This is a genomic window from Cellulomonas sp. KH9 (assembly GCF_900114185.1).
Classification (GTDB): Bacteria; Actinomycetota; Actinomycetes; order Actinomycetales; family Cellulomonadaceae; genus Cellulomonas.
Genome location: NZ_FOSE01000001.1, coordinates 1,300,137 through 1,322,743, shown reverse-complemented (window position 1 = coordinate 1,322,743; position 22,607 = coordinate 1,300,137). Strand labels below are relative to the sequence as shown.

The 22,607-nt window shown below is 76.4% G+C and carries 17 protein-coding genes and 1 tRNA gene; 6 read left to right on the top strand and 12 right to left on the bottom strand.

The genetic code is table 11. The features are described from left to right. Positions 1–12 precede the first annotated feature (12 nt). The 4 genes from BMZ16_RS06035 to BMZ16_RS06020 all read right to left on the bottom strand — a co-directional run bounded on the left by BMZ16_RS06035 (position 13) and on the right by BMZ16_RS06020 (position 4,583). Entirely contained in the window at positions 13–312 is a 300-nt protein-coding gene (locus BMZ16_RS06035; RefSeq protein WP_089798592.1) for a hypothetical protein, read from the bottom strand. 60 nt (positions 313–372) lie between these two features. Then, positions 373–446 (bottom strand) — tRNA-Met (locus BMZ16_RS06030). Positions 447–465: 19 nt separating this feature from the next. Continuing rightward, complete coding sequence (locus BMZ16_RS06025; RefSeq protein ID WP_089798591.1) at positions 466–1,449, bottom strand: DMT family transporter; 984 nt, start codon at positions 1,447–1,449, stop codon at positions 466–468. A gap of 131 nt (positions 1,450–1,580) precedes the next feature. Continuing rightward, positions 1,581–4,583 (bottom strand): UPF0182 family membrane protein, encoded by a 3,003-nt coding sequence (locus tag BMZ16_RS06020; RefSeq protein WP_089798590.1) that lies wholly within the window; start codon positions 4,581–4,583, stop codon positions 1,581–1,583. Positions 4,584–4,682: 99 nt separating this feature from the next. On the opposite strand from BMZ16_RS06020, the gene BMZ16_RS06015 reads away from it, so the two are divergent. Beyond that, on the top strand, positions 4,683–5,273 hold the full coding sequence (locus BMZ16_RS06015) for a PPA1309 family protein (RefSeq protein ID WP_218143314.1): 591 nt from the start codon (positions 4,683–4,685) through the stop codon (positions 5,271–5,273). A 30-nt stretch (positions 5,274–5,303) separates the two neighbouring features. Here BMZ16_RS06015 and BMZ16_RS06010 read toward each other — a convergent pair whose 3' ends face one another. Further along, the gene (locus BMZ16_RS06010) at positions 5,304–6,623 is read right to left on the bottom strand and encodes a YlbL family protein (protein WP_089798588.1); all 1,320 of its coding nucleotides are present in this window, start codon (positions 6,621–6,623) and stop codon (positions 5,304–5,306) included. Positions 6,624–6,748: 125 nt separating this feature from the next. Between BMZ16_RS06010 and BMZ16_RS06005 the strand changes: the two genes are divergently transcribed. Next, on the top strand, positions 6,749–8,224 hold the full coding sequence (locus BMZ16_RS06005; RefSeq protein ID WP_089798587.1) for a zinc-dependent metalloprotease: 1,476 nt from the start codon (positions 6,749–6,751) through the stop codon (positions 8,222–8,224). 33 nt (positions 8,225–8,257) lie between these two features. Here BMZ16_RS06005 and BMZ16_RS06000 read toward each other — a convergent pair whose 3' ends face one another. Further along, positions 8,258–8,803: a M48 metallopeptidase family protein gene (locus BMZ16_RS06000; RefSeq protein WP_255366402.1), complete on the bottom strand. Its 546-nt coding sequence runs from the start codon at positions 8,801–8,803 to the stop codon at positions 8,258–8,260. Positions 8,804–9,098: 295 nt separating this feature from the next. On the opposite strand from BMZ16_RS06000, the gene BMZ16_RS05995 reads away from it, so the two are divergent. Next, complete coding sequence (locus BMZ16_RS05995; RefSeq protein ID WP_089798585.1) at positions 9,099–9,257, top strand: DUF5679 domain-containing protein; 159 nt, start codon at positions 9,099–9,101, stop codon at positions 9,255–9,257. A gap of 198 nt (positions 9,258–9,455) precedes the next feature. Beyond that, on the top strand, positions 9,456–10,517 hold the full coding sequence (locus BMZ16_RS05990; RefSeq protein WP_089798584.1) for a ThiF family adenylyltransferase: 1,062 nt from the start codon (positions 9,456–9,458) through the stop codon (positions 10,515–10,517). Positions 10,518–10,601: 84 nt separating this feature from the next. Here the strand turns inward: BMZ16_RS05990 and BMZ16_RS05985 are convergent, their stop codons facing one another. From BMZ16_RS05985 to BMZ16_RS05980, 3 genes are all read right to left on the bottom strand, one after another. Beyond that, positions 10,602–10,943 (bottom strand): WhiB family transcriptional regulator, encoded by a 342-nt coding sequence (locus BMZ16_RS05985; protein ID WP_304441036.1) that lies wholly within the window; start codon positions 10,941–10,943, stop codon positions 10,602–10,604. 134 nt (positions 10,944–11,077) lie between these two features. Then, a complete protein-coding gene (locus tag BMZ16_RS19210; protein ID WP_177199598.1) occupies positions 11,078–11,242 on the bottom strand; it encodes a hypothetical protein in 165 nt (54 codons plus the stop codon). Between the two features lie 104 nt (positions 11,243–11,346). Next, entirely contained in the window at positions 11,347–13,359 is a 2,013-nt protein-coding gene (locus BMZ16_RS05980; RefSeq protein ID WP_089798583.1) for an ATP-dependent helicase, read from the bottom strand. An 80-nt stretch (positions 13,360–13,439) separates the two neighbouring features. Here BMZ16_RS05980 and BMZ16_RS05975 point away from each other — a divergent pair, with 80 nt between their 5' ends. Next, a complete protein-coding gene (locus tag BMZ16_RS05975) occupies positions 13,440–13,700 on the top strand; it encodes a mycoredoxin (protein ID WP_089798582.1) in 261 nt (86 codons plus the stop codon). A 10-nt stretch (positions 13,701–13,710) separates the two neighbouring features. Here BMZ16_RS05975 and nudC read toward each other — a convergent pair whose 3' ends face one another. Continuing rightward, positions 13,711–14,709 carry an NAD(+) diphosphatase gene (gene nudC, locus BMZ16_RS05970; protein WP_255366377.1) on the bottom strand — a complete coding sequence of 333 codons (999 nt, stop codon included), beginning with the start codon at positions 14,707–14,709 and terminating at the stop codon, positions 13,711–13,713. 192 nt (positions 14,710–14,901) lie between these two features. Here nudC and BMZ16_RS05965 point away from each other — a divergent pair, with 192 nt between their 5' ends. Further along, positions 14,902–15,837 (top strand): phosphotransferase, encoded by a 936-nt coding sequence (locus BMZ16_RS05965; protein ID WP_089798581.1) that lies wholly within the window; start codon positions 14,902–14,904, stop codon positions 15,835–15,837. A gap of 22 nt (positions 15,838–15,859) precedes the next feature. Here the strand turns inward: BMZ16_RS05965 and BMZ16_RS05960 are convergent, their stop codons facing one another. Further along, complete coding sequence (locus BMZ16_RS05960) at positions 15,860–19,357, bottom strand: ATP-dependent helicase (RefSeq protein ID WP_089798765.1); 3,498 nt, start codon at positions 19,355–19,357, stop codon at positions 15,860–15,862. After that, on the bottom strand, positions 19,354–22,581 hold the full coding sequence (locus tag BMZ16_RS05955) for an ATP-dependent helicase (protein WP_089798766.1): 3,228 nt from the start codon (positions 22,579–22,581) through the stop codon (positions 19,354–19,356). The genes BMZ16_RS05960 and BMZ16_RS05955 overlap by 4 nt, the downstream gene beginning before the upstream one ends. Positions 22,582–22,607 lie beyond the last annotated feature (26 nt).

Genomic DNA, 22,607 nt, shown 5'->3' with positions numbered 1-22,607 from the left:
TGTCGACGGTCGTCAGCGCAGCGGACGGATGTCGAGTCGCGCGATGCGCCCGCCGACCGGCGTGAATCGCAGCTCGACGGGGAGGGGGCCGCGCACCCCACCGGCGAACTCGCCGTCCCCGTCTGCGACGAGCACCGGCACGACACCGCCCGTGAGCTCCACGGGATCGAGCGTGAGGCCCATGCCGACCACGTCGTCGGCGATCCAGGTGGCGATGGCCGAGGACCCGTCGATCACGATGCCGTCGTCCGTGACGACGGCCCCGGGCGCGAAGTGCCGAGCACCAGCCGCCGCCCGCCTCGTGGGCACCATGACGAAGGACGCGCCAACGACAAAGGCCCGGACCATCAGGTCCGGGCCTTCGTCTTCTTGTAGCGGGGGCAGGATTTGAACCTGCGACCTCTGGGTTATGAGCCCAGCGAGCTACCGAGCTGCTCCACCCCGCGTCGGCTTGATAACCATACGTCAGGTCGGCCGGACGTCCAAATCCGATCCCTGGTCAGACGCCGTGACGGCCGTCACGCGGGTCGACGGCGGCGTGGGACCGACCGCTGCGGACCGCCGTGCGGCGCGCTGCGCGACGACGACGCCGAGCACCACGAGCAGCCCGCCGACCGGCTCGTACCAGTGCAGCCGCTCCCCCAGCACGAGGATGCCCAGCACCACGCCGACGACCGGGGTCAGGTACGTGACCGTGGACGCACGCTGTGCACCCCAGGCGACGACGACGCGGGTGTTCCACACGTACGCCAGGCCGGTGCCGAGCGCACCGAGCGCGACCATCGACAGGACGATGGGCCACGTGAGCGTCACGGGTCCGGTGGCGACCACCGGTGCGGCGAGCAGCACCAGCAGGGCACCGACACCGATCTGCCCCGCGGCGACGGTCTCGGCCGGCAGCCCCAGCGGCATCACGAACCGCCGCAGGTACGTCATGCCCAGGCCGTAGCACGCGGTGGCCCCCAGGCACGCGAGCACGGCGGGCAGCGAGGCGTCGACCGCACCGGCGCCCAGGTACGTCCACGGCGCCATGACGACCACGACCCCGAGCCCGCCGACGGCCAGCCCGAGCCGCTGGTGCGCGGTCAGCCGCTCGGCGGGCAGCACGGCGGCCACCGCCAGCGACGTCATCAACGGCGTCGTCGCGTTGAGGATGCTCGAGAGCCCGGAGGCGAGGTACTGCCCCGCCCACGCGAACAGCTCGAACGGCACGACGCACAGCAGGACGCCGAGCACGGCGAGGTGGCCCCACGTGCGCCACCCGCGCGGCCACGGCCGGCGCAGCACCACCATGACGACGAGCATCGCGAGCGCGCCGAGCCACAGCCGCCCCGACGCGACCTGCGTCGGCGACAGCCCGTCGAGCGCGACCTTCATGAACAGGAAGCTCGAGCCCCACACGAGCGCCGCGGCGAGGTACTGCGCGAGCACGCGCTTCTCCGACGTCATGGTCCGAGGGTCGCAGGCGCCACCCACATCACGACAGTCTCGACGGCACCGGGCACGACGGCACCGGGCACGACGACGCCCGCCGTCCCCACCGGTGAGGGCGGGGACGACGGGCGTCGGCGGTGTGCGGGTCAGCCCGCGAGGCGCTCCTCCGCGGCGATGGCGTCCGCGATCGCCCGGTCGAGACGGTCCTGCGACTCGCCGTACTTCGCGAAGTCGCCGTCGGCCAGGGCGGCCTGCCCGTCGACGATCGCCTGCTGCGCACGCTGCAGGGCCTCGTCGAGCGCCGTGCGGGCGTCCGCGTCCGGCGCGGGCTCCGACGTCGGCGCGGACGTGGGCGCCGGCGTCGGGGCCGCGGTCGACCCGTCCGGCTCCTCACCCTCGTCGGCGACGTCCGGCGGGATCACCGGTTCGGCCCCGGCGTCACCGGCGTCCGCCCCCGAGTCGCCGCCGAACACCTGGTCGAGCGCACCGTCGAGGGTCTCGGCGAACCCGATCTCGTCACCGAACGACACGAGCACGCGCTGCAGCAGCGGGAACGTGGTGCCGCTCGCGGCCTGCACGTACACCGGCTGGACGTAGAGCAGACCGCCGCCCACGGGCAGGGTCAGCAGGTTGCCGCGCCGCACCGTGGAGTCACCGCGCTGCAGGATGTTCAGCTCGTTCGACACCGTCGGGTCGGCGGTGAAGTTGGCGCTCGCCTGGCCCGGACCGGGCACCGTGGAGTCACGCGGCAGCTCGAGCAGACGCATCTTGCCGTACGTCTCCGAGACCTTCCCGGCGGTGTTGCCGGCCTCGGCGTCGACCGCCAGGTACCCGGTCAGCACGTTGCGGGCGTTGCCACCCCCGGGGATGAACGTCGACATCAGCGAGAACGTCGCCTCGTCCTCGCCCGGCATCTGCAGGGTGAGGTAGTACGGCGGCTGCGGCACGTCCGTGCTCGTGACCGTCGGGTCGGCAGGGTTCTGCCAGAAGTCGTTGCCGGAGAAGAACTCCGACGCGCTGGTCACGTGGTACTGCCCGAGCAGCGCCCGCTGGACCTTGAACAGGTCCTCCGGGTACCGGATGTGGCTCATGAGGTCCGCGGAGATGTCGGACATCGGCTGCAGCGACGTGGGGAACACCTTGGTCCACGCCTGCAGGATCGGGTCCTCGGTGTCCCACGCGTACAGGTCGACCGACCCGTCGTACGCGTCCACCGTGGCCTTCACGGAGTTGCGGATGTAGTTGACCTGCTTGGGCAGCAGCGCCTGCACGGTGCTGCTGCGCTCCGTCAGGGAGTCCGTCGTCGCGTCCTCGAGGGAACGCACCGCGGCGTACGGGTACTGGTCCGAGGTGGTGTACCCGTCGATGATCCACTTGACGCGCCCGTCGACCACGGCCGGGTACACCCGCCCGTCGAGGTCGAGGTACGGCGCCACCTTGGCGACGCGGTCCCGCGGGTCGCGGTCGTACAGGATCTGCGAGTTCTCGTTCACACGCTCGGAGAACAGGATCTGCTCGTCGCCGAACTTCAGCGCGTACAGCACCTTGTGCCACAGACCGCCGACCGTGGGTCCGGCCGAGACGTCCTCCGTCGGGAACCGGAACGGCACGGAGCCGGTGCCCGTGTCGTCGTCCGGGTAGTCGAACTCCCAGCCGTCGGAGTCCTCCGGCCCGCCGACGATCGAGTACTCGGGCGACGACTGGCCGAAGTAGATGCGCGGCTCGTACTCGCCGAGCTGCCCCACCGACGGGATCCCGCCCTCCCAGAAGGCCGGGGCGCCGCGGGCACCGCGGGTGTTGCCGTACGCGGCGACGACGCCGAACCCGTGCGTGTAGACCGTCGTGTCGTTCGTCCAGTTGCGCTGCGCCGCGTTCAGGCCGTTGAGATCGAGCTCACGGACCGCGATCACGGTGTCCCGGCTCTCGCCGTCGATCGTGTAGCGGTCGACGGACAGCGAGTCCGGGAAGTTGTAGAAGCCACGGATCTGCTGCAGCTGCTTGAACGACGGCGACACGATGTTCGGGTCCAGCAGCCGGATCGACGCGGTGGTCTGCGCGTTCTCGCGCAGCGCGCCGGGCTCCGCCGTGACCTTCGCGTCGTACTCGCTGATCTCCACGTCCTGGAGGTCGTAGGCGGCGAGCGTCGCGTCGATGTTGCGCTGGATGTACTCCGACTCCGCGTCCTGCTGGTTCGGCTGGACCTGGAAGCGCTGCACGACCGCGGGGTACACGCCACCGACGACGACCGCGGCGACGACCATGAGGCCCACCCCGATGGCCGGCAGCCGCCAGTTGCCGGTGAACGCCGTCGCGATGAACGCGCCGGCCACGACGACCGCGGCGACCGCGAGGATCGCCTTCGACGGGATCACGGCGTGGACGTCGGTGAAGCCCGCGCCCTGCCAGCGCTGCTCACCGGTCTGCTGCTTGGTGAGGATCGAGTACCGGTCCAGCCAGTAGCCCGCCGCGATGGCCAGCAGCACGAGCGCACCCAGCACCGACAGGTGCACGCGGGCGGCGCGGGTGGTGCGCGGCGCACCGGCGCCACCGCCGATCCGCAGGCCGCCGTACAGGTAGTGGGTCGCCACGGCTGCCACCGTGGACAGCACCAGCACCGCCATGAGGAACGACACGACGAACCGCAGGGCCGGCAGCGTGAAGAGGTAGAAGCCCAGGTCGATGCCCCACTGCGGATCGGTCTGGCCGACCTCCCCGCCGTTGAGCCACAGCTGGACGGTGCTCCACTGCTGGGAGGCGGCGCCGCCGGCGAACAGCCCCAGCACGACCGGGCCGACCACCAGCACGAGGCGGCGCAGCGGCTCGATGGCCTCGCGGTACTGGTCGAGGTTGGCCTGCTCCTGCGTGGACGGCGCGTAGACGGGCCGCGCGCGGTAGGCGTAGCTCAGCGAGAAGCCGACGCCTGCGGCCATGATCGCGAACCCGAGCACGAACAGCAGCGCACGTGTCAGCCACTCGGTGCGCAGGACCTCGACGAACCCGAGCTGCGAGAACCAGAGCACCTCGGTCCACACCTGCGCGAGCACCAGGAGCAGCACCGCGAGCACGGCCAGCGTGATCAGTGTCGGGACCAGAGGGCCGCGGCGGCGCGGCGCGACAGGTCGAGGGCGGGGTGGGGAAGCGAAGGTCACGGCGTTGCGGTCCTCGTGGGTCGTCGGGCGACGGGCGCATGGCACGCCCACCCATGCGAACGGGCGCGGCGCGCCCCAGGTTCCCACACGGGTGGGACGATGGGGCGCGTGAGCACGCCCCCCACCCCGCCGCAGCACACCGACACGTCGCCCGAGGCCCGCGCCCGCCGCGCGCTGGCCGACGCCGTCCGCGAGATCGAGCACCACGTCGCCGCCGCCGGCTGGGACGCGCCGGTGCGCGTCTTCGCGCTGGTCCGCACGCAGAGCGCGCTCGACGCCGAGCCCGGTCTGGCCGACCAGCTGACGCCCGACGTGCTCGCCGCCGCCCGCGCCGACGACCAGCACCTGACGTCGATCGAGCAGGAGGGCCTGCCGGCCGCCGAGGACCTCGAGCAGCTGCTCGGCGGGCTGACGTGGCCCCCGACCGTGGACGGTGCCGCGGTCACGGTGGAGCGCGTCGTGCTGCCGCCGGGCGTCGAGCAGGACCTGCCGGCCGACCCCGACGAGGCGCTCGCGGCGCTGCTGGCGCACCCCCAGCGGCAGGACGTCCGCCTCGCGGTGGGCGTGCTGCGCGACGGACCGGGGTGGTGCGCCGTGCGCACCCGGGCGCACGACAGCGACGACGCGGTCGGCCAGGGGCCCGACCTGGTGCCGGGACTCGTCGAGGCCGTCCGCGCGACGCTGGCCTGACCTCCCGGCCGGCCGCGGCGTCCGGGACGCTCAGTCGGCCGTGCAGGTGGGCAGGTCGTCGCCGGTGCCCGCGCCGATCGCGACCAGGGCCTCGCGCGCCTCGCGCAGCGTGGACACCTCGACGACGCGCAGCCCGTCGGGCACGTGCCCGACGACCTCGTCGCAGTTCTCCGACGGCGCCAGGAACCACGTGGCACCGTCGCGGACCGCGCCGGCCAGCTTCTGGCGGATCCCGCCGATCGGTCCCACGGCCCCGGTGACGTCGATCGTCCCCGTGCCCGCGACGACCTCGCCGTCGGCCTCGTCCTCGGGTGTCAGCAGGTCGACGAGGCCGAGCGCGAACATCGTGCCGGCGCTCGGCCCGCCGATGCCCTCGATGTTGATGCTGACGTCGATCGGCATGTCGAACGACGGGTCGACGAACACGCCGATCTGCGCACCGCCGCCCTCGCGCTCCCCCGTGACGATCGGCACGTCGACGGTGCGCGAGTGCCGGTTCACCGTGAGCGTCACGGTGTCGCCCGGGTCGACCTCCTGCAGCGCGCTCACCAGGGTCTGGTAGTCGGGCAGCGGCTCACCGTCGAGGGCCGTCAGGACGTCCCCCTCCTCGAGCTTGCCCTCGGCGTCCGTGCCCTCGACGGTGCCGGCGACGACCAGCGTCGCGGGCACCTCGTACCCGAGCTCGGTGAGCGCCGCGACGACCGCGTTCTCCTGCGACGACACCATGAGCCCGGCGTTCGACTCGTCGAGCTCCTCCTGCGAGACGTCCTGCGGGTACACGGTCTCCACGGGGCGGACCACCGAGTCCGGCGAGATCCAGCCGCCCAGCACGTTGAGCAGCCGGGCGGGGTAGCCCGGGCCGCCCACCCCCGAGATGGTGGTGAGGAGCAGCTCGCCCGTGGACGGGTAGGTCTCGGCACCGCTGACCTCGATCAGCGGGTCACCGCCCACCTCGCCGAGCACGTCCTTGGTCGGCCCCGGCCCGTTGACCGCGTACGGCGCGGGGATCACGGCCAGGATCCCGACCAGGACCGCCGCGACGAGGGTGCCGAACGACAGCACGATCGCGCGGGGCGACGGGGGTGCGGGCTCGAACTGCTCGAGGTCCGCGTCCGGGTCGAGCCGGCCACCGTCCGGCTCGGCACCGTCCGGCTCGGCACCGTCCGGCTCGGCACCGTCCGGCGCAGCGACGTCCGGCGCGGCGGCGTCGTCCGTGGCCGGGTCACCGACCTCCCGCACCTGGTCGGTGCCGTGCGGCGGTGCGGCGACCTCGGGCACGTCCTGCGGGTCGCGCGGTCCCGGGTCGTCGGCCGGACCGGTCGGCTTCTCGTCGAGCACGTGCACGATCATCCCCCACCGCGGTCGCGCCCACCCGCACCGCGCGTGTGCGCCGTGAGCGAACCGGGCGCAGCCACCGCTCGGGGTGGGCCCGTGCGCGGTTACCGTGGTGCTCCCCGGCCAGTCAGGAGGCCCGCATGAGCCCCGACGTCCCCTCCCCCGACGGACCCGACGCGACCGGTCCGCAGCAGTGGGAGCAGATGCTGCGCGCGATGCTCGGTCCCGCGGCGGACGACGCGATCCGCGAGATGCGCGCGATGGGTGTCGACCCTGCCGCGATGGCGGCCGGGTCCGGTCTGCCCACCGACCCCGTCGCGCTCCAGCAGGCGCTGGGCCAGGTGCAGCGCATGCTCGCGACGTCCGGCGACGATCCCGTGAACTGGGAGATGGCCCACGACCTGGCCCGCCAGCAGGCCGCGGCCGGTGGCGACCCCGCACTGTCGCCCGGCCGCGTCAAGGACGTCCGCGACGCGCTGTCGGTGGCCGAGCTGTGGCTGGACGCGGCGACCGACCTGCCGCCGGCCACGGGCACGGCCCATGCGTGGAGCCGTGCCGAGTGGGTCGAGGCGACGCTGCCCACGTGGCGCACGCTGACCGAGCCCGTCGCGGCGTCGCTCTCGGCCGCGCTGGCCGACGCGCTCGGGCCGGCCATCGGCGAGCTCGGCGACGGGCTGCCCGGCGGCCTGCCGCCGGGGCTGCCGCCCGGCATGGCCGACCCCGCCCAGCTGCTGCGTGGCCTGGGTTCCGCGGTCTTCGGCCTGCAGGTCGGCCAGGCCGCGGGCACCCTGGCGCGCGAGGTCTTCGGCACCACCGACATCGGCCTGCCGCTGCTCGAGCGTCCGGCCCCCGCGCTCGTCGCGGCCAACGTCGACGCCTTCGCGGAGGGGCTGGACGTCCCGGTCGAGGAGGTGCGCCTCTACCTCGCGCTCCGCGAGGCGGCGGCCAACCGGCTCTTCGCGCACGTCCCCTGGTTGCGCGCGCACCTCCTCGACGCGGTCGCCGAGTACGCCCGCGGCATCGCGATCGACGTGGAGCAGCTCGAGGACGCCGTGTCCTCGATCGACCCCAGCGACCCGGCGGCGCTGCAGGAGGCGTTGTCGGGCGGCGTGTTCGCCCCCCAGACGACGCCCGCGCAGCAGGCCGCCCTCGCCCGCCTGGAGCACGCGCTCGCGCTCGTCGAGGGCTGGGTCGACGAGGTCGCGACCACGGCCGCGACCCCGCACCTGCCGCACAGCGTGCCGCTGCGGGAGATGGTGCGCCGTCGGCGCGCCGCCGGCGGGCCCGCGGAGCAGACGTTCGCGAGCCTCGTGGGACTGGAGCTGCGACCCCGGCGGCTGCGCGACGCGGCGACCGTGTGGGCGCACCTGACCACGACGCGCGGGGCCGCGGGGCGCGACGCCGTGTGGGAGCACCCCGACCTCGTCCCGACCCCCGCCGACCTCGACGACCCCCAGGGGTACGACGCCCGTCGCCGGGCCGCGGTCGACGAGTCCGCGGACCTGGACCGCGCCCTGGCGCAGATCCTCGACGACGCGGCCGGCACGGGCGGCGCCGGGACCGACGACGCGGGCGACGAGGGGCCCCCCGGGACCTCCGGGACCCCCGCGGGCTGACCGGTCGGCGCGAGCGACCGCACGTCGTCCGGCTCAGAGGTCGTCGGCGGGCTCGTCGGTGTCGTCGACACCCGGCTCGTCCGGCTCGTCGCCCTGCTCGTGCCCGTCCCGCGTGAACGCGCACCCCTCGAGGAAGCCGCGCGCGCGCTGGGTGTGCGGGTAGGTGCTCAGCTCGGCCCAGAACGCCTCGCCGTGGCCCGGCTGCAGCAGGTGCGCCAGCTCGTGCAGCAGCACGTAGTCCAGCACCCAGCGCGGCATGCCCTGGACCCGGTCGGAGATCCGGATGGTCCCCTCGGCCGGGGTGCACGAGCCCCAGCGGCGGCCCTGGTTGGACGACCACCGGACGCTGCTCGGCACGGCACGGCCGCCGAGGTAGCGGCGGGACAGCTCCGCCGCGCGGGCGACCAGCTGGTCGTCGGACGGTCGGCGGCGGCGGTCCTGGGCGGCGAGCCGGTCCACCATGCGTCCGACCCACTCGCGCTCCTGCGCGCGCGTGAACCGCGCGGGGATCGCGACGATCGTCCGCCCGCCCTCGCGCCAGGCGCTGACGGTGCGGGCACGACGACGCGAACGCCGCACCTCGACCGTCGGTCCCGCGGCCGCCGCGTCCGGAGACGGCCCGGCGGTACCGGGGTCACGGCGTGCGGGATCGCGCGGCGTCGCCTCGCGCGATGTCGGCACCCCCGCACGCTAGCGCGCGCAGGCTGCCGTGGGGCCTCGCGACGCCCGGCTTCACCCGCTGCCGGGCAGGATGCGACCCCTGACGGGCACGCCCACGGGCACCGGCCACTACTCTGTGACCGCACGGCGGCCGTCACGGTCCCTGCCCCGGGCGCGATGCCACCGCCCGGTGAGGAGCATGAGGAGGGACCACATGGCCGACACCTGGGCGGGCGAGTTCTACTGCGTGAAGTGCAAGGAGAAGCGGGAGACGGAGGGCGACGTCGTCGTCTCCGAGTCGGGTCGCCGGATGGCCAAGGCCGTCTGCCCCGTCTGCGGCACCAAGCTCAACCGGATCCTCGGCAAGGCCTGAGAGCGCGCCCCGTCGCGGTCGACCGCGACGACCACGAGGGCACCGTCGCACGCGACGGTGCCCTCGTCGCGTCCTGACCGGTCGCGTCCTGACCGGTCGCGTCCTGACCGGTCGCGTCCTGACCGGTCCGGTAGCCCCGGGCACCGACCCTGTGGACGACGTCCGACGGGCCGGCGCGCCCGGTGCCATCGTGGCGGGGTGACCCGTCCCGCACCCCGCCCCGTGCAGCTGCGTCCGGGCCTGCGTGTGCTGCCACGGGCGGCCGACGAGGTCCAGGTGGGCACCGACCCCCGCTGGGCGGTGCGCCTGGTGGGCCTGAGCGCGGCCGAGGTGCGCGTGTGGACCGCCGTGGACGGCACGACGGACCTGACGTCGCTGCCGACGCGCGCGCGTGCCGCCGGTGCCGACCCGGTCGCCGTGGCCGCCACGGTCGACGACCTGCGGCGCGCCGGCCTGACCCGGCCGCGTCCCGACGTCGCGGGTGCCGTGCACGGGCCCGCTGCCGCGGACGCCGCCGCGTGGACACTGCTGCGCCCCGACGCCGCGGGACCCCGGGTCGTGGCCGCGCGGGCCGACGCGATCGTCGGCGTGGTCGGGCTGGGGCCGACCGGGCTGGGGGTGGCGCGTCACCTCGCGGCCGCCGGCGTCGGCACGCTGCTGCTCGACGACGAGGCGCCGGTGCGCTCGCCCGACGTCGTCGCGGGCGGGCACCGCTGGGCCGACGTCGGCACGCCCCGGCTCGTGGCCGCGACGCGCGTGCTCCGGGAGGCCACGCCCGGGACGCGGGTGACGACCGACGGTGAGCCGGACCTGGTCGTGGTCGTCGAGCAGGAGGCGGCCGACCCGTTGCGGACGGTCCGGCTGCTCGGCGAGCAGGTGACGCACCTGTCGGTGGTCCTGCGGGTCGCGGACGCATCGGTCGGTCCGCTCGTGCGGCCCGGGACGGACCCGTGCCTGCGGTGCCTCGACCTGCACCGCGCGGACGCCGACCCGGGCTGGCCCGCGGTCCTGGGGGCCGTCACCACCGGCGCACGGGACGCCGGTGAGGTGGGCGTGCTCGCCGGTGCGTGCGCGGCGCTCGCCGCCGCGCACGTCCTGGCGTTCCTGGCCGGGACGGCACCGGCGCTCAGCGGCACGACGGTCGAGATCTCCCTGCCGGACCTCGCGCACCGGGAACGTCACTGGTCGGCGCACCCCGCCTGCGGGTGCCTGACGCCCCCGGTCGCACCGGCCCCGATCGGGCCGCCCGCGGGGACATGACGGACGCCGGGTCGCGCGAGCAGCGAGCTCGCGCGACCCGGCGTGGTGGTGGGTCTGCCGGTGCCGGTCACGCGCGGTGGCGCGTCAGGCCGCCGAGGCGTCCTTGCGCGGCCGGCCGCGGCCCCGCTTGGTCGGCACGACGACACCGCCGACGAAGACCTGACCGCCCCACACGCCCCACGGCTCGGCGCGTTCCACGGCGCCGGCGAGGCAGCCCTGGATCATCGGGCACTCCCGGCACAGGGCCTTCGCCCGCTCCACGTCGGCCTGGCGCTCGGCGAACCAGAGCTCGGCGTCGTGGGAACGGCACGGGATGAGGTCGGCGACCATCCGGTCGAACTGGTCGTCGGTCGTGACGGTGCTGTCGGCGGGCCAGGGGCCGGAGCCGCCCTGGTTGACGGTGTCGAGCAGCGTGGTGAGCCGCACGATGTCCTCCTGGTGTCCTGACGAGGTGAGCTGGGGGTACCGGATCGGGCCCGCTCGCCCCGGTGGGGACCGGAGAGACGAGAAAGGCCGCGGATCCGAGATCGGACTCCGCGGCCTGCCTGGTGTGGCTGCTGCTACGGAGTCCTGGGGAACAGGTCGACGCGGGACGTCGCGGGACGCGGACGACGCTCGAGCCCGGCGACGGACGGAGCGATCCCCTGGAAGGTCCCGGCGGTGGGCGTGAGGGAACGCGCGTACGCGTGGACGGACGTCGTCATGTCGATCATGTTGCTCTCCATCAGTGCACCCACCTCCTCTCCAGGTCGGGTCCCGCCTCTTCGGCAGCACCCCGCGAACAAGGACGTGACCACCCTAGGGCGGCCCGTCCGGGCGTCACAAGCAATTAACGGAACTTCGTCCGCACGGCTCCTCCGGGACCCGCCGGGGAGTCACCGGCGACCACCCGGAGCAGGGCGTCGCCGTACTCGTGCAGCCGCGTCTGCCCCAGCCCCCGGACGTGCCGCAGGTCCTCCTGCGCGGTCGGCATGGCCGCGGCCACGGCCTCCAGCGCGACGTCGGGAAGCACCCGGAACGCCGGGACACCGCGCTCGTCGGCCACCCGGTCCCGCCACCTCCGCAGCCGGTCCAGCACCTCGGGGTCGGCAGCGGCCGACGTCCGCCGTCCTGCGCCACGGTCCTTCTCCTCGCCCGGCCACAGCCCGGCGAGGAACCGCGAGCGGGTGCGGTTGGCCCGGGACCCGGGGGTGCGTGCCGCCGCGTAGGACAGCTCGAGGTGCCGGCGGGCGCGCGTCACGCCGACGTAGAGCAGGCGACGCTCCTCGGACACGGCCGCCTCGGTCTGCGCCAACGAGATGGGCAGCAGACCGTCCGACAGGCCCGCCAGGAACACCGCGTCCCACTCCAGGCCCTTGGCCGCGTGCAGCGACGCGAGGGTCACACCGTCGACCGTGGGGGCGTGCTGCGCCGAGGCCCGGTCGTCGAGCTCGGCCACCAGGTCGGCGAGGGTCGCCCCGCCGCGCGCCTCCACCATGTCGTCCGCCAGGCCCACCAGCGCCTGCATGGCGTCCCACCGCTCGCGTGCCGCACCGCGCGCGGCGGGTGGCTGCGGGGACCAGCCGACGGACGTGAGGATGTCCCGGACGGTCTGCCCCAGCGGCACGTCGGGGTCGGCCGACCGCGCCCCGCCCCGCAGCAGCACCAGGGCGTCCCGCACGTCCCGCCGCGCGAAGAACCGCTCGCCGCCGCGCACCTGGTAGCCGACGCCCGCGGCCGCGAGCGCCTGCTCGAACGCCTCCGACTGCACGTTGGTGCGGTAGAGCACCGCGATCTCGCTCGCGGGGACGCCCGACGCGATCAGGCGCGCCGCGCGGGCGGCGATCCCGCTCGCCTCGGCCTCGTCGTCGTCGTACGCCGTGTAGCGGACCTGGGGACCGTCGGGCTGCTGCGCGACCAGGTGCAGGGGCACGGGGTCACCGGGCCGTCGGGTGGCCGTCAGCACCCGGTTGGCCAGGCCCACGACCTGCGGCGTCGAGCGGTAGTCCCGCACCAGCCGCACGACCCGGGTGCCGGGGTGCCTCCCGGCGAACGTGAGCAGGTGGTGCGGCGTCGCACCGGCGAACGAGTAGATGGTCTGGCTCGGGTCCCCCACGACGCACACGTCGTGACGACCGCCCAGCCACTGGTCGAGCAGGTACTGCTGGAGCGGGCTGACGTCCTGGTACTCGTCGACGACGAAGTGCCGGTACTGCGCCCGCACCTCGTCGGCCACCTCGCCGCGCTGCGCGAGCATCGCCGCGAGCAGCAGCAGCACGTCCTCGAAGTCGATGACGCCGCGCTCGGTCTTGACGTCCTCGTAGGCCGTCAGCAGCCGCGCGACCGCCTGCGCGTCCTGCCCGGCGGGTGCCGGACGCCGCACGGCGGCGGCGGCACGCTCGTAGTCCTCGGCCGTGACGAGGGACACCTTGGCCCACTCGATCTCGGCCGCGAGGTCCCGCACCGAGATGCGGTCGACCCCCACCCCGACCCGACGCCCCGCCTCGGCGACGAGCGTGGCCTTCTGCTCGACCAGGCGCGGTGGCGCACCCCCCACGACGCGGGGCCAGAAGTGCCCCAGCTGGCGCAGCGCGGCGGCGTGGAAGGTGCGCGCCTGGACGCCGCTCGCCCCCAGGTCCCGCAGCCGGACCCGCATCTCGCCGGCCGCCCGCGCGGTGAAGGTGACGGCCAGCACCGAGGCGGGCCGGTACACACCGGTGCGCACGCCGTAGGCGATGCGGTGCGTGAGCGCACGGGTCTTGCCCGTGCCGGCGCCGGCGAGGACGCAGACGGGACCCGTCAGAGCGGTCGCGACGGCGCGCTGCTCGGGGTCGAGCGCGTCGAGGAGGGAGTCGGCGGACATCGGGTCCAGTCTCCCAGCACCCGCCGACACGCCGTGCGAGGATCTGTGGACGAGACGGACGGCGAGCACTGCGAGGAGCCATGACGACCCCCACCCCGGCACCGGGCACCGTGACGATGTACTCGACCACGTGGTGCGGCTACTGCCACCGCCTGCGCACGCAGCTCGACTCCGCGGGCATCGCGTACGACGTCGTCGACATCGAGCAGCAGCCGGACGCCGCGCGGCTCGTGGAGGAGATCAACGGCGGGAACCAGACGGTGCCGACCGTGGTGTTCCCCGACGGGTCGGCCGCGACCAACCCGTCCCTCGCGCAGGTCCGCGAGCGCCTCGGGGTCTGAGGCCCCGCACTCACCCGGGCAACGGGCCGCCCCACCACTGCTCGACCAGGGCACGGGCGATGGACGCCCCGCCCGGCAGCAGCACGTCCCCGGAGGCCACCGCGGCCGTCAGCTCGTCGCGCGTGAACCAGCGCGCGTCGGCCATCTCGACCCCGTCGACGTGGACGGCGGTGCTGGTCGCCCGCGCCCGGAAGCCGAGCATCAGCGAGGCGGGGAACGGCCACGGCTGGCTCCCGGCGTAGACGACCTCGTCGACGACGACGCCCGTCTCCTCGTGGACCTCGCGTCGCACGGCCTGCTCGGCCGACTCCCCCGCCTCGACGAACCCCGCGAGCGTCGACCAGCGGCCGGCCGGCCAGGCGGCGGCGTGCCCGAGCAGCAGGCGGTCGTCCGCGTCGACGACCGCCATGATGACGGCGGGGTCGGTGCGCGGGTAGTGCTCCGAGCCGTCCACGTCGCACACGCGGGACCAGCCCGCCTGCGCCACCCGCGTCGGGGCGCCGCACCGTGGGCACCGCGGGTGCCGGTCGTGCCACGCGTCGAGGGCGACCGCGGCCGTCGCCAGCCCCGCGTCGTGGGCGTCGAGCGAGGCCCCGACGGTCCGCAGCGACCCCCAGCCGTCGCGCACCACCGGACCGTCGGGCAGGTGCACCAGGACGTCCGCCGGCTCGCCCCCCGTGCTCAGCGGGTGGCGGTCCCGCAGCCGCAGGGCGAGCACGCGCGAGCCGTCGTCCTCGGCGCCCAGCAGCAGCCAGCGGTCGACCGGGGGCGACGCGGCGTCCCCCGACGACGGGCCGCCCGCGGCGTACAGCCGGACGGCGTCCGCGGGCGTGAGCCAGCGCACGGCACCCGCAGCCGTCAGCAGCAGTCCGCCGTCACGCACGGCCAGCACCCGCGTGCGGGGGTCCGCGAGCGCGGCGGGCAGCACGTCCGGCCGGTCCCGCAGCAGGGCGGCGCGATCCACGGAGGCCCGGGCGAGCGGGAGGTCGGCGAGCACGTCAGGGGTCACCCCGCCACGCTAACCGCCCGGGCCGGGTCGCCGCGGTCCGGTGGTCGGCGGGTGGGTCCGTCCGCGGGCCGGGAGGGTCCCGGGCTCGGGGGACGGCGGGCGCGCGCACGGGGACGGGCCCGGACGAACCGGGCGCCAACACGCCGCGCGGGACGGGCGGGCGGGGGCGTGCGGGGACCTACGCTTGCGGACGTGACCCGTTCGCCGCTCGCACTCGCCGCACTCGCGACCGTCGCCGTCCCCGGTCTGGACGCCTACGACGTGCGGCGTCCCCTGCACCCGGGCTCGGACTTCGACGTCGCCGTGGTCGTGGACTCGGTGCGGCAGCGCTGGGTCGTGCGCGCCCCGCAGCACCCCGCCGCGGGTGCCGCGCTCGAGGCCGAGGTCGCCCTGCTCGAGGCGCTCGGCCCCTACGCCGACGACGGTCGTCTGCCCTTCGCGGTGCCGCGGCCCGCGGGGTTCGCGCACCTGCCCGAGGGCGGCCGCGCCAGCGTCCACCGGGAGGTGCCGGGCCGTCCGCTGGAGCTCGAGCGGCTGCGCCCCGGACCCGGCCTGGCCGCCGCCGTGGGACGGGCGGTCGCCGCGGTGCACGAGCTGCCGACGTCCGTGGTCGAGAACGCGGGCCTGCCCGTGTACGACGCCGCCGGGTACCGCGAGCGGCGCCAGGCCGAGGTGGACGAGGCGGCCCGCACGGGGCTCGTCCCGCCGGTGCTGCTGCGCCGCTGGGAGGAGATGCTCGAGGACGTCGCCATGTGGCGGTTCCGCCCGACGGTGGTGCACGGCGACCTGTCGAGCACCCACGTCCTGGTCGCCGACGGCGCGGTCGCCGGTGTGCTCGACTGGGGCTCCACGATGGTCGCGGACCCGGCCGACGACCTGTCCTGGTTGCTCGTCGCCGCACCGCAGGACGCGGTCGACGCGATCCTCGAGGCCTACCTGCTGCGCCGGACCGAGCTGACGGACCCGCACCTGGCCGACCGCGCGCTGCTCGCCGGCGAGCTGGCGCTGGCCCGGTGGCTGCTCCACGGCGTGCGCACGCAGCGCCAGGACGTCGTCGACGACGCGGTGCAGATGCTGCACGACCTCGAGGAGCACACCCGCGTCGACGAGGCCGCCGGGGCGTACTGAGCCTGCGGCTCCGGCGACACGGTCAGGGCCGCGGACCGCGGCGTGCACCGGTGCCCGACCCGTCGCGCACCGCCGCACGGGAGCCGCCCACCGCGGCGGGACCGTCCGGTGCCGCCGCGGCGAGCAGCCGCGCGACGTCCTCGGGGCCGGGCAGCGCGTCCGGGACCACGGTGACCCCGGCGCCGACGTAGCAGAAGGCCGCCCGCACCAGCTCGGGGTCGGTCCCGGTGAGCCGGGCCCACGCGATCCGGTAGACGGCGAGCTGCAGGTCGCGGGACGCGCGCGCCGCCGTGTCGCGCGGGGGTGCGCCGGTCTTCCAGTCGACGACGACCACGGCGCCCGGGACGTCCGGGCGGTCGGGGTCGGCGAAGACCGCGTCGATGCGCGAGCGCAGCACGTAGCCGCCGACGGTGGTCTCCACGTCGACCTCGACCGCCAGCGGGGAGCGGTGCGCCCACGGTGTGCGCAGGAAGGCGGCGCGCAGCTCGGCCTGGTCGGGGTCGCCCGGCAGGACGTCGTCGTCGGCGCCCGGCAGGTCGTCGACGTCGACGAGCGTGGCCCTGCCGTACCAGGACTCGACCCAGGCGTGGAACGCGGTGCCGCGGCGGGCCTGCGGCGACGGCTCGCGCGGCACCGGACGCCGCAGCCCCAGCGCGAACTGCTCCGGCTGCGCATCGAGCCGCACGAGCGACGAGGCGGACAGGTGGGCCGGCAGCGCGACGCGGGCGTCCCCGCGGCGGCGGGCCGCCTGCTCCGCGAGCAGCCGGTCCGCGAGCGCGTCCCAGTCCTCGGCACCGGCGTCCTCGCGGCCGACCCCGGCGGCGTCGGCCACGTCGGCGGCGTCGGCACGCTCGTTCGTGCCGCCCTCGGGGAGGCCGCGGTCCGGCGTGCGCGGTGCGGGCACGTCGCCCACGTCTGGTGCCGGCACCGCCGCGAGCGCGGCGCGGACCGCGTCGGCTGCCGCGCTCACCGCGTCACGCCGGGGCGCGGCGCCGTCCACGGCGAACGGGTCGGCGGGCCAGGTGGCTGCCGGCGTCAGCGCCGCCCGCGGGTTCGCGGCACCCGGCTCGGGCTCGTCGGCGCGGGCGACGACGTCCACGAGGCCCGCGTCGACCAGGTCGGTGAGGAACGGCGACAGCCGTCGGGCCGCCTTCGGGTCCCCCCAGTACGCCGCGGAGAGCAGCAGGTCCTCGCGGGCCCGGGTGACCGCGACGTACGCGAGCCGGCGCTCCTCGGCGACCTGGTGGTCGCCGGCGTCCAGCCGCAGCTGCTCGACGCGGTCGGCGAGCTCCTTGGGTGACTCCGCTCCCGCGCACGCCAGGAGCGGCAGCTCGTCGGCGTCGCCCCGCAGCGGGTACGGGAGCACCCCCAGGCCCGTCAGCCACGCGGAGTCCTTGGGCCCGTCCTTGCCGAGCATCGCGGTGGCGGGCAGCCCACCGTCGACCATGCCCGCGACGGCCACGGCGTCCCACTCCAGGCCCTTCGCCGCGTGCACCGTCATCACCTGCACCGCGTCGGGATCCGGCTCGGTGACGGGCAGCTCGAGGCCGTCCTCGCGGGCGTCCGCCGCCTCGAGCCACGCCAGGAACGCCCCCAGGGTGGGGCGGTCCGCGCCGCGGGCGAACTCCGCGGCCACGTCCGCGAACGCGTCCAGGTGGGCGCGCGCCCGGCCCGGCGTGACGTCGGCACGCGCCTGGACCTCGATGTCCAGGCCGAACAGCCGCTCGGCCTCCCCCACCAGCTCGGGCAGCGAGAGCCCCTGCTGCGCGCGGACGGCGCGCAGCACCCCGGCGAGCTCGGCGAGCCGGTGGCGCCCCGCCGCGCTGAGCTCGCGGCCCGCGGGGCTGCGCCAGCCGGGCGGGGGCGGGTCGTCCACCGCGTCGACGAGGCTGCGCTCGTCGACGACGTCGGCCTGCACCCCGGCCACCCGCGCACCGGCCGGCCGGGCCCCCTGCCGCGCCCAGTCCCCCAGGGCGTGCAGGTCCGCGGCGCCGAGCCGGGTGCGGGCACCGGTGAGCAGGCGCACGACCGCATCGCCCCGCGTCGGGTCGTGCGCCGCCTGCAGCACCGCGACCAGGTCGACGACCTCGGGGGTCGCCAGCAGCCCACCCAGCCCGACGACCTCGACCGGCAGCCCGGCGGCCCGCAGGGCGCGCCGCACGGGCTCGAACTGCGAGCGCTTGCGGCACAGCACCGCAGCGGTCCGCCGGCCGCCCGGCGCGTGCCCCGGGCGCCACCGCCGGCCCACCCAGGCGGCGACGGCCTCGGCCTCGTCCTCGACCGTGCTCGCGACGACCGCCTGCACGGTCCCCTGCCCGGCACCCGGCCGCGGGGCGAGCCGCGGCACCTCGACGCGGGCCGCGCCGGTGCGCAGCGGCGCGGCGACGTGGTTGGCGGCGTCGAGCACTGCGACGTCGTTGCGCCACGACGTGGACAGCTGCGCCACGTCGGCGGGGCGTCGGGCCTGCGTGCCGTCCGGCGCCGTGACCACCACCGGGAACGCCGCGGGGAACCGCGCCAGGCCGCCGGGGCTGGCACCGCGCCAGCCGTAGATGGACTGGTGCGGGTCCCCGACGGCCGTGACCGGGTGACCGCCGGAGAACAGCGCCTGCAGCAGCACGAGCTGCGCGTACGACGTGTCCTGGTACTCGTCGAGCAGCACGACACGGAACCGGTCGCGCTCGCCCGCCCCGACCTCCGGCACGTCACGCGCGATCCGGGCGGCCAGCGCCACCTGGTCACCGAAGTCGAGGCTGTCGGCGGCCCGCTTGCGGGCGCGGTAGTCGGCCACCAGGTCGAGGACCCGGGCCCGTTCGCCCAGGGACGCCACGAGGTCACGGACCCGGGCGTACGGTGCGCGCGGCGGTGTGCCGGCCGGGGTGGCCTGCAGGTCCGCGATGATCGCCTCGATCCCCTGCCGCGCACCGGCGGGGTCCAGCAGGTGCTCGTCGAGCGCCCCCGACAGGGACAGGACCGCCTCGACGACCGTCGACGTGGCCGCCGACGTCTCCAGGTCGCCCGCCCACGACTCGACCACCTGCGAGGCGAGCTGCCACTGCGCGGCCTCGCCCAGCAGCCGCGCCCCGGGCTCCACGCCCAGGCGCAGCGCGTGGTCCGAGACGAGCGAGGCCGCGTACGCGTGGTACGTCGAGACATGGGGCCGGGCGAGCTCGTCGACGACGCCGACGCCCGTCGGCAGCTCGACGCCCTCGGCCGCCGCCGACCGGGCCAGGGCGCGGAGCCGCCGCCGCACCCGCTCCGACAGCTCGCCGGCCGCCTTGCGCGTGAAGGTCAGTCCCAGCACCTGCTCGGGTGCCACGAGCCCGTTGGCGACCAGCCACACGACGCGCGCCGCCATCGTCTCGGTCTTGCCGGACCCGGCACCCGCGACGACGAGCGACGGGAGCAGCGGCGCCTCGATGACGGCCCGCTGCTCCTCGGTGGGGGGATGCTGCCCCACGAGCCGGGCGATCTGCAGCGCGGACAGGCGCGTCGCCGCCGGCGCGACGTCCGTGCTCATGCCACCACCTGCCCGCCCTCGCCGCGCAGCGGGCACGAACGTCGCACCGGGCAGCGGTCGCACAGCTCGTTGGCCCGGGCCTCGAAGCTCGAGGCAGCCATCCGCCCGGCGACCTCGTCGACGAGCTCGCGGGCCCAGACGGGTCCGTCGTCCGGTGCGCCCAGGCCCTCCTGCCGGCGCTGCGTCGGTGCGCCCGAGCCCTGCGCGAGGTGCACGAGCCGGGCCCCGACGCTGCGGGTGCCCGGCTCGAGCCCGGGCACCGCCCCCTCGTCCACGGCGAGCTGGTACGCGCCGAGCTGCGCGTGCTCCGCCGCCTGGGCGAGCGTCGGGACGCGCGACCCGGTCTTGAGGTCGACGACCTCGACGACGGCGCCCGCCTCGTCCCCCCGGGTCACGGCACGCTCCACGCGGTCCACCGACCCGCGCACCACGGCGCGGTCGGTCTCGAGCGAGAACGGCGCCTCGACCAGCAGGGGCTCGCCGGCGTCCCGCAGGTACGCGGCGAGCCGCACCAGCATCGCGTCGGCCCGGCGCCGGGCGGCCACCGCCGGCCAGCCCTCGCCGAGGCCCAGCTCGTCCCACCGCCGGTCCAGCTCCGCGCGCAGCGTCGGCAGGTCGGCCGTCGGGTGCTCCTGGGCGATCGCGTGCACGAGCGTGCCGAGCGACTGCTGGGCGGACGACGCCGGGGTGCCCCCGGCCGTCTCCAGCGCCCACCGCAGCGCGCAGCGCTGGGCCGTCTCGAGGCGCGACGGCGAGACGGGGACCTTGACGTCGGCCGGCCACAGCGGCGCGTCGCTGGAGGGCTCCGCCAGCCCGAACCACGTCGCGGGGTCCGCCCCGGGCACGCCGTGCGCCGCCAGGCGGGCCAGCGTCCGGGCGGCGTCCGGGTCGGGACGCCCGGCGGCGGCCGTGCGCTCCAGGGTCGCCCGCAGGCGCGCGACCAGCCCGCGCAGGTCGAGCGGCGCGGGCGCGCTGGTGCGCCGCGGGTCGGGGCCGTCGTCGTCGGACCCGGGCTGCACCAGGTCGACGAACGGCGACGGTGTCGCGTCCTGGTCGTCGACGGCGGTGACCAGCAGGTGGGTGCGGGCGCGCGAGCAGGCGAGCGCGAACGCGCGCAGCTCGTCCGCCAGGACGGCGGCCCGCGCCTCGCGCGCCGCCTCCTGCCCCGCGGCGCCGCCCGCCTGCCGTCCGTCCAGCAGGTCGACCAGCGCCTGCGCCCCCAGCATGGAGTCGCGCAGCCGCAGGTCGGGCCAGACGCCCTCCTGCACGCCCACCACCGCGACGACCTCCCACGACCCGCCCGCCGCACCGGCCGGCGTCAGCACGCTGACCCCGGCCGCGCGCGACGCCGGTGCCAGGGAGTCCGCGGGCAGGTCCTGCGCCAGCACCCAGTCGACGAACGCGAGCGGCGTCGCCTGCGGCATGCGCTCGACGAACGTCTCGGCCGCCCGGAACAGCGCCAGGACGGCGTCGAGGTCACGGTCCGCCCGCTCCCCGCCGGACCCGCCCGCGAGCGCGGCACGCCGCCAGGGGTCGGCCAGCCCGGCCCGGTCCCACACCGCCCACAGGACGGCCTGGACGTCCGCCCCGGGCTGCGCGGCCGCGTCCCGGCCCGCCTGCAGCACCGCGGCCAGACGCTGCACCGGACGCCCGACGTGCGGCTCCAGGGTCGCGGCCCGGTCCGGCGCGGCCAGCGCCTCCACGAGCAGCAGGTCGCTCGACCGGCCGCCGCCGCCCGCCAGCTCCTCCGCGCGCAGCGCGCGACGCACACGGCGCAGCCCGACGGCGTCGAGCCCACCCAGCGGTGAGCACGCCAGCCGGGCGGCCGTCTCCGCGTCGAGGTCCTCCGGCCGCAGCGCGACCCGCAGCGCGTCGAGCAACGGGCGCACCGCCGGCTCGTCACGCAGCGGCACGTCGCTGCCCACCACCCGGACCGGTACGCCCGCCTGGGCCAGCGCGCGCCGGACCGCCGTGACGCGACTGCCGGCCCGCGCCAGCACCGCCATGCCGTCCCAGGGGATGCCGTCCTGCAGGTGCGCGCGCCGCAGCCGGTGCGCCACCCACGCGGCCTCCTGCGCCGCGCTGGGCAGCACGGCGACGCGCGGCTCCGGTCCGGCGGCCCGGTCGGCGGGCACGTCGGCCCGGCGGTGGGCGACGGTGCCGGACGCCGCGACCCGCTGCGTGATCCGCTCGGTGACCTCGCGCAGGGGGGCGGTCTGGCGCCAGACCGTCCGCAGCACGACGTGCTCCGCCGCGAGCTCACCGGCCCCGGCCGCGGCGGCCCGGGCGACGAGCGCGGGCTGCGCCCCGCGGAAGGTCTGCACCGCGACGTCCGGGTCGCCCAGCAGCAGCAGACGGGCGCCGCCGTCGGCGAACGCGCGCAGGAGCCGCGCGGTCGCGGCCGTGCTCTCCTGGTGGTCGTCCACCACGACCAGGCTGCGCCGCGGGCACGGGACCCCGGGCACGTCGTCGTCCCAGCGCCGCAGGGCCGCCACCGCCGCGTCGACGACGACGGCCGGGTCCAGGCGCTCCCCGGCGTCCGGCGTCGACGTGGCGAGCGCCATCACGTCGAGGTACTCCTCGTACACCCGGGCGGCGGCCACCCACGCCGGGCGGTCCTCGCGCCGCCCGAGCGCGGCCAGGTCACCCGGTGCCAGCCCGCGCTCGGCCGCACGCATGAGCAGGTCCCGCAGCTCGTCACGGAAGGCACGGGTGCCCAGCGCCGCCTCCGGCACGCCCGGCGGCCACACGGGCCCGGGCACCTCCCCCGACGCGTGGCCCGCGAGCAGCTCGGCGAGCGCGACGTCCTGCTCCGGGCCCGAGACCAGCACCGGCGCAGGCTCACCCAGGGCGCCCGCGCGTGCCCGCAGCACGGCGAAGGCGACGGCGGCGGGCGTCTGCACCAGCGGCCGCCCGGCGGTGCGTCCCAGCCGCACCGCGAGCCGGTCGCGCAGGTCGCCCGCAGCACGGCGGCTCGCGGCCAGCACCAGGACGTCGTCCGGTGCCGTGCCCGCGTCCACGGCAGCGGCGGCCGCCTCCAGCGCGAGCGTCGTGCGGCCCGTCCCCGGCGCACCCGTCACCAGCAGCACGCGGTCGGCGCCCGCGGCCACCCGCTCCACCACCTCGCGCTGACGGTCGTCCAGCACGGGTCGCGCACCGGCACCCAGCGCGGCGTGCCGGACCAGGGGTGCGGCCACGAGCCGGGTGGTGGGTGCCGTCGTCACGGGCCCGATCACACCACGCCGCACCG